Source organism: Synergistales bacterium, from assembly GCA_021736445.1.
GTDB lineage: Bacteria > Synergistota > Synergistia > Synergistales > Aminiphilaceae > JAIPGA01.
Genome location: JAIPGA010000089.1, coordinates 1 through 10064, shown reverse-complemented (window position 1 = coordinate 10064; position 10064 = coordinate 1). Strand labels below are relative to the sequence as shown.

Genomic DNA, 10064 nt, shown 5'->3' with positions numbered 1-10064 from the left:
CCGTAGCCCACGGGGTCCAGCACCACCGGGATCCCCCGCTCTCCGGCCGCTACGACAGCACGGCGCATGGCCTCCATGGATTCTTCCGTGGGGGTGCCGATGGTGCAGAGCAGCCCGTCGGCGGCGTCGGGGAAGGCCTCGGCCTCCCCGGGATGGAAGGACATCACCGGCGCGGCCCCCACGGCCAGCGCCGCGTGGGCCTGGCCGCTCATGGCCACGAGGTTGGTGATGTGGTAGAGCAGCGGCCGCCGGATGTCCAGGGCGTCCCAGCAGTCGGCCAGCCGCTGTGGCGACAGCGTCATGGCCGCACCTCCTCCACCCAGGGCATGGTGAGCGCGTGGCCCGGCGGCCCGTAGCCCCGCCCCGGACGGAAGCCGTGGCGCAGCCCCGCCTGGAGATAGGCGCGGCCGCGGTCCACGGCCTCCCTGACCCCGCAGCCCGCGGCGAGCTCGGCGGCGATGGCGGCGCTCAGGGTGCATCCCGTGCCGTGGGTGTTGCCGGTGTCGATCCGGGGACTCTCCAGCACGGTGGCCTTCCCCTCCAGAACGAGCACATCCGTCACGGTCTCCCCCGGCAGATGCCCGCCCTTGAGGAGCACCCCACGGGGGCCCATGTCGGCGATGGCCAGGGCGGCCTCCTCCATCTTGTCAGGCCGGTCCAGGGCCATGCCGCTCATCCGCTCCGCTTCGGGGATATTGGGTGTCACCAGCAGCGCCCTGGGGATGAGGTGTTGCACCAGGGCATCCACCGCCTCCTCGGCGATGAGCGGGTCGCCGCTCTGGGCCACCATCACCGGGTCCACCACCAGGCTGTCGATGCCGAAGCGTTCCACCTGCCCGCGCACCGCCGCGATGGTCTCCGGCCGGCTGAGCATCCCCGTCTTGGCCGCCCCCACGGCCATGTCGGCGCAGACCGACTCGATCTGCCCGGCCACGCAGGCGGCGGGGAGGTTATAGACATCCTGGACGCCCAGACTGTTCTGGGAGGTCACGGCGGTGACCGCCGTGGTGCCGAAGATCTTCAGCGCAGCGAAGGTCTTGAGGTCCGCCTGGATCCCCGCCCCGCCGCCGGAGTCGCTCCCGGCGATGGTCAGTGCGATGCCGCGGTAGAGCGCCATATCATTCATCTCCCTTCCATAGAACAGGGACCACATCCACAGAGCGCGAGAGCAGCCCGCCCTCGGCCAGAAAGTCGGCGTAGCGCTGCCAGGCGGCGGCGTCCAGCTCCTGGCTCCCGGGGTAGAGGGCCTTCGTCTCGGCGAAGACGGCCCGCTCCAGCTCCCGGTCCGCCTCGGGCACCGCCGCGAAGAAATCCTCCATGGCCCCGTCGGGATGGGCGTCGATGAAGGCCGCCGCCCGCTCCAGGGCGCGTCGGAACCCGGCGACCGCACCGGCCCGCTCCCGGGCCGTCCCGGGGGCCGTGGCCAGCACCAGCTCGGCGAAGTGGGGGAAGCCGCACTCGGGGAGGGTGAAAAAGGCCGGTTCGTAGCCCTTCCGCTTGAGCTCCACGTACTCGTAGTTGCGGTAGCCCCCCATGACGCCGGCCACGCGGCCCGACACCAGCGAGGGCACCACGGCGAACTGGATGTTCACCGCCTCGTAGTCCGCAACGCCTGCCTGCTCCAGGGCCAGCTCCCACATCCGTCCGATGGTGGGCTCGGTGAAGCCCAGGGTGCGCCCCCGGAGGTCCGCCGGCTCCTCGATGCCGTTCCCCTTCAGGTAGAGCAGCGTGTTGAGGGGCTCGTCGATCAGCGTCCCCACCACGGTGGAGCGCACCCCCTCGGCGAGGGAGCGCAGCACCTGGGTCTCGTAGGTGACCGCCACATCCACCCGCCCCGCAACGGCCAGCCGGAAGGACGAGGAGGTGTCCGACGGGTTGAGGATCTCCACCTCCAGCCCCTCGTCGGCGAAGAAGCCCTCCTCCCGGGCCACATAGAGGGGCAGGTGGTCCACATTAGGGTACCACTCCAGCATCACCGTCACCGGCTCGGCGGCCGGAACCGCAGCGGCCCACAGCATCAGTGCCGCCACCGCAGGAAACATCGTTTTCACTTTCATGTTCACTCACCCTTCGCAGGTGTCCCGGAGGACCCCCAGTTTGCGCAGATTGACCAGCGCCAGAAAACCCAGCAGCGCCCCCGGCACACTGCTGGCCAGGAAGGCCGCCATCAGAGCGCCCACACCCATGGTGCCCCCCATGGCCGGGCCGATCAGCAGCGCCGAGAGTGTGGCCCCCACGGGGCCGGTGCCCAGCGGCTCGGCGAAGGCCGCCCAGTCCCGGCGCAGGATGCGGGCGGCGAACCCCACCGCCAGCGCCCCCGGGATGCTCCCCGGAAAGGCGAAGGGCGTGCCGGTGCCGATCATGTTCCGCACCAGGCTGCTGACAAACGCGCAGCCCGCCGCCCACCAGGGACCCAGCAGGACCCCCGCCACCGCATTGACGGCATGCTGGAAGGGGAAGCACCTGGTGGGCCCCACCGGGATCGCCACCCCGGAGAGCAGCACCGCCGTCCCCGCCAGGAGCCCGGCGATGGTGAGCCGGCGCAGCCTGGCGTTCCGCATGGCGTAGCTGTCTGGGAGATGCATGTCTATCGACTCCTTTCCATTATATGCCCTGTCAGCCCTTCCACCGGACGCAGGCGCGCTCCAGCCGCCCCACCAGCATCCAGAGCCCCAGCCCCATGACAGAAAGGTAGAGGATGGCCGCGAAGACCAGATCCACCTGCAGGCGGGCGTTGGCCTGGATCATCAGGTAGCCCAGCCCCTGCTTGGCACCCACCCACTCGCCGATCACCGCCCCGATGGTGGCCACCGACACGCCCACCCGCAACCCGGCGAAGAAGTAGGGCAGCGCCCAGGGCCAGAAGAGCAGCCGCAGCTGGGTGCTAAAGGAAGCGCCCATAAGCCGGAAGAGCATCCGGTACTCCCGGCCGCAGCTCTTGAACCCCTGGAGCAGGCTGACGGTGATGGGGAAAAAGATGATCAGCGCCGCCATGAAGACCTTGCTCGCCATCCCGAAGCCCAGCCAGACCACCAGCACCGGCGCCAGAGCGAAGACAGGGATCGCCTGGGAGGCCACCAGAAGCGGCGACAGGGCCCGCTCCAGCGCTGGCAGACCGAACATGGCCACCGCCAGGGGCAGCGCCGCGGCCAGGGCCAGCAGGATCCCCAGAACGATCTCCGCCACTGTGGTCAGCGCATGGGTGAAGAGCAGCGGGGCGCGGGTGACCGCAGCGGCCAGCACATCCGAGGGCGCGGGCAGGATGAAATCAGGCAGCTGGTAGAAGCGGCAGGCCGCCTCCCAGAGCGCCGCGAAGACAACCAGCAACAGGAGGGAGAGCATCCGGGAGGTCACGCCGCGCTCCCCCCTTCCAGCTCGCACTGGATCCGGCGGCGCAGCGCCACCAGCTCGGGATCGTCGATACGGCGGGGCCGCGGCGAGGCGGGCGCCACCCTGCGGATGATCCGCAGCGGCGGCCCGGAGAGCACCAGCACCTCCTCGCCCAGCAGGAGGGCCTCTTCGATACTGTGGGTGATCATCAGGAGGGTGCGGCCATAGTCGCTCTGGAGGGAGAGCAGGTACCCCTGGAGACGCCGCCTGGTGATGGCGTCCAGCGCCGAGAGCGGTTCGTCCAGCAGCACCAGCTCCCGATCGAAGAGCAGCGTGCGCACCAGCGCACAGCGCTGGCGCATCCCCCCCGAGACCTGCCCGGGGAGATAGTGGGCGAAGCCCTCCAGGCCGAAGTGCCCCAGAAGCCCGCGCGCTTCCTCCCGCACGGCCGGCCCCCGCTCGCCCCGGACGGTCCGCGGCAGCAGGGCGTTGTCCAGCAGGGAGAACCAGGGGAGGAGGAGGTCCTTCTGCTGCATGTAGGCCGTCACCCCGCCCAGATCCGGCAGGGTCCGCCCCGCCCAGGCGAGCGTGCCGGCGTCCCTGGGCCAGACCCCGCAGAGCAGGTCGAAGAGCGACGTCTTGCCGCAGCCCGAGGGCCCCACCAGGACGGTGAACCCGCCCCGCCGGAGCTGCATCGAGAAGTCGTCGATCACGGCGAGATCGCCGAATCGTTTGGTCACATCGTCCACATGGAGCATCAAAAAAACCTCCGCACCGGGTCCGGCGGAGGTATCCGTACGCACCACACCCGAAGGTGCGGCGGTCCACATCGTCCCTACGCCGGTATAACCCGGATCAGGTTCCGAGGGTCGGGGCCTCAGCCCCCTCTCAGCCGGTCCGACCGGCTCCCCTGTGATCTGTTGTTCTCTCATCTTCGTTCCGGATGCTACTCTACCACAGTCCGCCGCCGCTGTCACATTCTCCGCACCAACAGGTCCAGTTTTCCCGGGCCGGCACCCCGCACTGGCATAACCATCCGGCACAAGACACCCGCACCCCTTTTCTGCAATCCTTTCAATTGGTGCTTGACGGCCCGCCCGCGGCTGGGCTACTGTTGGCGGTAAGATCGTGACGGAAACCATGGACGCAAAGAAAGGAACCTGCCATGCGACGGATTGCGGTATTGACGGCAACGCTGCTGCTCTGTCTCACGCTCCTCCCGCCGGAGGCCGCCCCCCAGGTGATCGCCCAGGGGAACACGGCCCGGAAGGAGATCGCCCTGACCTTCGACGACGGCCCCCGTCCCGGAAGCACCGACGCCATTCTGGATATCCTGAAGGAGCGGGATGTGGACGCCACCTTCTTCGTGGTGGGGAAGATGGCCGCCGTGGCCCCCGACACGCTGCGGCGGATCCGCGACGAGGGGCACACCATCGCCAACCACACCCACCACCACTACGACCTCACGGAACTCCCCATCGAGAACGTCCACCTGGAGTGGCGCATGTGCAGCCACACCATCCGCGCCATCACCGGGGAGATGCCCCGCTTCTGCCGCCCGCCGGGCGGGCGCTACAACCGCAGGACCCTGGAGGAGGCCGAACGGGAGGGCCTCGCCACGGTGCTCTGGACCATCAACGGCGCCGATGTGGACGTCACCGACCCCAATGTGGTGATCCGCCGGGTGGTCCGCAATGTCTCCCGGGGCGACATCGTCCTGCTCCACAACGGCAGCGAGGCCACCCTGGAGGCCCTGCCCGAGCTGATCCGCCGCCTCCGGAACCGCGGCTACCGCTTCGTCACCCTGGACGACATCGCCCCCAGGGTGGCCGGATCGCCGTGAATCGGGCATAATGCGGAGGCATCCATCCGCAAGCAAGGGGGACAACCTGTGCGACAATTCGAACTGGAGAACTACCTGGGCAAGTGGGAGTTCAAAGCGCCCTACCACCTGACCGCCTCGGACATCCAGAGCACCACCATCAACGAACTGCTGGCTCTGGCGAGCGACGGGGACCGCGATGCCTTCATGAACCTCTACCTGGGCTACACCGAGATCTACGGCCTGCCTGAGCTGCAGCGGGAGATCGCGGACACCTACGACACCGTGGAACCGGAGGACATCCTCTGCTTCGCCGGCGCCGAAGAGGGCATCTACGTGGCCATGCACACCCTGCTCGACAAGGGCGACCACGCGATCGTGGTGGTGCCCAACTACCAGGCCGCCGAAACAATACCTCTTGACATCTGCCAGGTCTCCGGCGTGGTGCTGGAGGAGGACGACAACTGGCAGCTGGACATCGACAGGGTGCGCGCAGCCCTGCGGCCGACCACAAAAGTGATCTCCGTCAACTTCCCCAACAACCCCACAGGGGCCATCCTGGAGCGCCGCCGCTTCGAGGCCCTGGTGGAGCTCTGCCGGGAGCGGGGGATCTATCTGTTCAGCGACGAGGTCTACCGGGGCGTGGAGATGGACCCGTCGGTGCGGCTCCCCCAGGCGGTGGACGCCTACGAGAAGGGACTCTCCCTGAACGTCATGTCCAAGGCCTACGGTCTGGCGGGGCTCCGCCTGGGCTGGATCGCCTGCAAGGACCGCGAGCAGCTGCAACTGCTGGAACGCACCAAGCTCTACCTCTCACTCTGCAATTCCGCGCCCAGCGAGCAGCTGGCCCTGATCGCCCTCCGCGCCCGCGACACCATCCTGGAGCGGAACCGCAACCTGCTCAGGGGCAACCTGGAGAAGCTGGACAGCTTCTTCGGCGAGTTCCCCCATCTCTTCGACTGGAAGCGCCCTGACGGCAGTGCCGTGGCCTTCCCCGCCTACAGGGGCCCGGGCAGCACCGACACGTTCTGCGAGGAGCTGATCGACGAGAGCGGCGTCCTCCTGCTGCCGCCCCGGATCTACTGGTCGGAGCTCATGGATGTCCAGTGGGAGCGCTTCCGTATCGGCTTCGGGCGGAAGGGCATGGACGAAGCGCTGGATGTCTTCCGCAACCACCTGAAGCGCAAGGGATACTAGCAGCCCGCCGGGAACCCCTCCGACGGAAGGCGACAGAGCTGTCTGGAGGGAACCATGGGAACCACGCGAAACCGGGGGATCCTTCTGTTGGTCCTTCTCCTGCTGTGCGTCACGCTGAATGGCCGGGCCATCCCCGCCGGGGGGCGGCCCCTCACAGGGGAAAGGGAACAGATCGCTATCAGCTACGCCGATCTGGTGGACACCGCCAGACTGGTGCGCACCGGCGAGACCATCGCCGACTCGCTCCGGGGCCCCATCCGCCGGGGGCTCCTCCAGCCGTTCTTCGAACCCCGCTCGTCGGCGCTCTCCCCCATCGTCTCCCTCCAGCAGGGCGCCGGGGAGAGGCCCTTCGTGAACGTTGTCGACCTCTACGCCCACCGCCCCGCCGAACCGGCCTGGTGCGCCCTCCTGCGGGGCGGGCGGATGCAGATCGCCGCCGACCTGGCCGGCACCGCGCGGGTCTTCCTCCAGGGCGACGACCCAGAGGCCCTCTACCGCCGCCACTACCCCGTCATCCGGCACCCCCTGGCAAAGCTGGCGCCCCAGGACGCCCCGCTGACCGTGGAGGTCTACGCCTTCACCAACGACTACGCCAGCCGGACCCTGCGGCTCGACCCGCGGCCCTACGTGGTGGAGCGGGAGGGCTTCCCCCCGCGGGGCGCCGCTCTGGACCTGGAGGCCCTGGAGGCCTTCTTCGGCGGAGCCGGAGCCCTCGCCGGGGCCCGTCTGGACAGCCGGGAGGGGCTGGTCCTCTACGCGGAGGAAGGCGAAGGGACCACCCTGCTGGGTAAGCCGGTCTCCCTGGCCGACCTCGCCGTGGCCTACCGGGCGGCCGTCCACTGCGGCGACAACGAGCCCTTCATCAGTCTGGACCCCCACAGGGACCCCACCAGGGTGAACGTCAACCTCGGCGGCTATCTGGAAGGCACCCGGATCGGCGCCGTGGTCCTGGCGGCCGACAAGCGCTTCAAGACGCTCACCTGCGGCCTGGACCCCGACTCCCGCCGGGACATCCGGGAGACGGTGCGGCGGCGGATCCCCTCCTTCCGCACCAGCTCCGAGGTGGACCTGCTGCAGGGCGCGCCGCCGCAGAAGGACTGGATCGGCGCACGGTTCTGGTTCTATCCCGAATCCGTCCGGGTGGAGACAGGCCGGTCCGGCCGCTCCGCCTACATCGCCAGCCCCACCTTCACCGCCGACGCCGAGCGCAGCCGGGGGGACTTCGCATCCGCCCGGGCCTTCGAGCGGGACCGGAGGGCCGCCCTGCCCGCCTCGATCCGCCGGAACATCGACCATCTGAACGCCCACTACGACGCCTACGCCGAACTCTTCCCGGAGCTGGACGAACTGCGGTCGGCGGCCCGGCTGATGGGCATCGCCGCCTGGCTCAGACAGACGGACACCGGCGCCCTGGATCTGGACGCCCTGCTGGCCGTGGAGATCCCCAAAGTGGAGACCCCCGAGGAGCAGACCCAGCTCCTCGCCGTCTCGGTGCTGGCGGAGGGACGGAACGCGACGCCCGCCGACATCGCCGTCCACGCCCTGTCGGACCGCTTCCGCCGGCAGGTGGAAGCGGTGTTCCCCTCGCCCGAGGAGTACGCGGCCTTCCAGGCGTTGCGGCCGGACAGCCCGGGCCCCGCCTACCGCGAGGTGCGCCACCGGCCGCTGGCCTCGATCCTGGAGACCAGAGACGACCTGGAGGCCTTCGGCATGCACGCAGGCGGAGCGATCGCCGAGCGCGCGCCGACGGAGCGCAACGCGCTGGATCATCGGCTCGGGGAGCTGCGGGGAAGACTGGACCGCAAACGGAAGGAGATCGAGCAGGCCAAGGCGGAGCTGGACCGCCTCGCCGGGAACCCGGAGGCCTACAACCGGCAGGTGGGGGTCCACAACAGGAGGGTCGCCGAGTACGAAGGGCTGCGGAATCGGTACAACAGCGCGGCGGAACGCTACAACCGCCTGGCCGGCCGCAAGACCACCTACATCGTCGAGATCGGCGGCGGCATCAACCTGGAACCGCGGCACTTCACCATCACCCGGGACTCCGCCGACCCCGCCTTCGCCGCCTTCCGCCAGGCCGCCGCGGAGGCCGACAGCACCCCCGGAGGCCTGCGGAGCAGCGGCCCCACCCGCACAACCGCCCACCGGGAGCCCCCCGAACCGGCCATAGGCTGGACATCCCGGGCGACCCGGGAGACCGCCGGCGCGCGGCTCGTCTACGGCGAGAGCCCGGAGGTGAAACACTGGACCCTGCGGGAGACCGCACGCCCCGTCACCAGAACCCAGCTCCGCTGGATCGCCACAGGCCGCACCGATGTCTATCGTTTCGACAGGGAGAACGGCAGCGCCGCCTACGCCCGGTACGACGGCGGCACGGCTCTGGAAGGCTTCCAGGCCCGCACCACCGCCACCGGCGCCATCGTCCTCACCCCCCTGGACGGCGAGACCCTCGCCCCGCCCACCTTCCCGCCGCGGTGGTGGGAGTAAACGGGATCCCCATCGCCGGGGCATCCGGGTTTCCCGCTGTCCTTGGAAGGATGCGTGGGCAAGGGGAAGAGCAACCGCCGCACCTGCCTGATCGACGGGAAACGCTCTGCGGACATCGGAGGCAATGGAGCCGGCGGCCATTTCCGGGGTCCGCCATACAAAGAGGAAGAGATATGAACAACATCAGGGAAGAAGAAGAGGAACTGATCCGCTCCCTGGAACAGGACCAGTGGGAGCGGATCCCCGACTACGAACGGAAAGCCGGGCGGTACACCGAGGCGGCACAAAAGGCATTGCACTACCACAGGCGCACCAGCATCCGCCTGTGGTAGAACGATCCGCTGCGACCGCAGCGGATCGCCGCACGGGAAGGCCTGCCCCGCCAGACGCTTGTTTCAGGCATCATGCACAAGTACGCCGAGGGCCGCCCCTGGTCGCAATGTTGCCTCAGGGGGGTCTACTTGAAATGTCTGTAGATTCCTATCTCCTCAAGCCAGACTTCCATTGACTTTTGATCTTTTTGGGGCGACGACATAATCGAGAAGGTCGCTTTGTACTGAGGGACTCTTACCCTGATAAAGGACATGGGCATTTGGGGCTTGCTGAGGTAGACTGTTTCAAGCCCTTTTATATTGGAGCTAGCTGCATTTTGAAAATCATTGCCCTGTTTGTAATCGTAAAAAAACCTTTCCTGACTGAGCTGGACATTGATCATCCCCTGATTGCCGGTAAAGATTGCTCGATATTTCCTGTCTGAAACAGTCGTGTCTGTAGACATGTCTTCCACACCGGCCATCTGATACCCTTCAAGAGTCGTTGAACCCATCCACTTCGAAAATCGTTCAAACGGAAATAAAGATGAGAAATCCTGTGCCGACACCATTGATGCAAAGAGGATTAAGATAGATATAGCTAATACCGTTAATTTTTTCATGCTGCCTCCAATTGTGATTTTTAATTACACGATTTGATCTTCGATTCCTCCGCTGCCCTCTCACCACAAAATACGCAAGCGAAGGCGGGTTTGCCGCATCGCCCTCAAAACCTTATCCCCGGTTGGACCGCAAGCCGATGGAATCGGCGGTCTCAAGGACACCGGTGGCGTGCAGCATCTGCAGCGGGAGAACGCCTCCGGCTTTGGCGGTTGTATTGTTGTTCCGGATCTCGGATTGAAGGTGGAAAGGAGCGAGCGTTTGGGGCATAATGGGGTCACCTCTCTGGTTGGGTT

Annotated in this window: 12 protein-coding genes and 1 riboswitch; of the genes, 4 read left to right on the top strand and 8 right to left on the bottom strand. The window is 67.5% G+C overall.

Annotated elements, in window-relative coordinates; all coding sequences use genetic code 11:
* The 6 genes from K9L28_10570 to K9L28_10545 form a co-directional block, all read right to left on the bottom strand.
* Positions 1-302: hydroxyethylthiazole kinase (locus K9L28_10570; protein MCF7936771.1), on the bottom strand; the 302-nt coding region annotated here is incomplete at its 3' end.
* Positions 299-1117, bottom strand: a complete 819-nt coding sequence (gene thiD, locus K9L28_10565; protein MCF7936770.1) for a bifunctional hydroxymethylpyrimidine kinase/phosphomethylpyrimidine kinase — start codon at positions 1115-1117, stop codon at positions 299-301. The genes thiD and K9L28_10570, both read right to left, overlap by 4 nt.
* 1 nt (position 1118) lies before the next feature.
* Entirely contained in the window at positions 1119-2057 is a 939-nt protein-coding gene (locus K9L28_10560) for an ABC transporter substrate-binding protein (protein ID MCF7936769.1), read from the bottom strand.
* 6 nt (positions 2058-2063) lie between these two features.
* On the bottom strand, positions 2064-2561 hold the full coding sequence (gene thiW, locus K9L28_10555; protein MCF7936768.1) for an energy coupling factor transporter S component ThiW: 498 nt from the start codon (positions 2559-2561) through the stop codon (positions 2064-2066).
* A gap of 55 nt (positions 2562-2616) precedes the next feature.
* On the bottom strand, positions 2617-3342 hold the full coding sequence (locus tag K9L28_10550; GenBank protein ID MCF7936767.1) for an ABC transporter permease: 726 nt from the start codon (positions 3340-3342) through the stop codon (positions 2617-2619).
* 8 nt (positions 3343-3350) lie between these two features.
* Positions 3351-4088 (bottom strand): ABC transporter ATP-binding protein, encoded by a 738-nt coding sequence (locus K9L28_10545; protein ID MCF7936766.1) that lies wholly within the window; start codon positions 4086-4088, stop codon positions 3351-3353.
* 56 nt (positions 4089-4144) lie between these two features.
* Positions 4145-4252, bottom strand: a riboswitch (TPP riboswitch).
* Between the two features lie 243 nt (positions 4253-4495).
* Here K9L28_10545 and K9L28_10540 point away from each other — a divergent pair.
* The 4 genes from K9L28_10540 (at position 4496) to K9L28_10525 (ending at position 9168) form a co-directional block, all read left to right on the top strand.
* Positions 4496-5173: a polysaccharide deacetylase family protein gene (locus tag K9L28_10540; protein ID MCF7936765.1), complete on the top strand. Its 678-nt coding sequence runs from the start codon at positions 4496-4498 to the stop codon at positions 5171-5173.
* Between the two features lie 48 nt (positions 5174-5221).
* The gene (locus K9L28_10535; GenBank protein MCF7936764.1) at positions 5222-6349 is read left to right on the top strand and encodes an aminotransferase class I/II-fold pyridoxal phosphate-dependent enzyme; all 1128 of its coding nucleotides are present in this window, start codon (positions 5222-5224) and stop codon (positions 6347-6349) included.
* Between the two features lie 54 nt (positions 6350-6403).
* The gene (locus K9L28_10530) at positions 6404-8836 is read left to right on the top strand and encodes a hypothetical protein (GenBank protein MCF7936763.1); all 2433 of its coding nucleotides are present in this window, start codon (positions 6404-6406) and stop codon (positions 8834-8836) included.
* 173 nt (positions 8837-9009) lie between these two features.
* On the top strand, positions 9010-9168 hold the full coding sequence (locus K9L28_10525; protein ID MCF7936762.1) for a hypothetical protein: 159 nt from the start codon (positions 9010-9012) through the stop codon (positions 9166-9168).
* Positions 9169-9293: 125 nt separating this feature from the next.
* Here the strand turns inward: K9L28_10525 and K9L28_10520 are convergent, their stop codons facing one another.
* Entirely contained in the window at positions 9294-9770 is a 477-nt protein-coding gene (locus K9L28_10520; protein ID MCF7936761.1) for a hypothetical protein, read from the bottom strand.
* 112 nt (positions 9771-9882) lie between these two features.
* The coding region (locus K9L28_10515) for a hypothetical protein (protein ID MCF7936760.1) at positions 9883-10064 on the bottom strand (182 nt) is incomplete at its 5' end.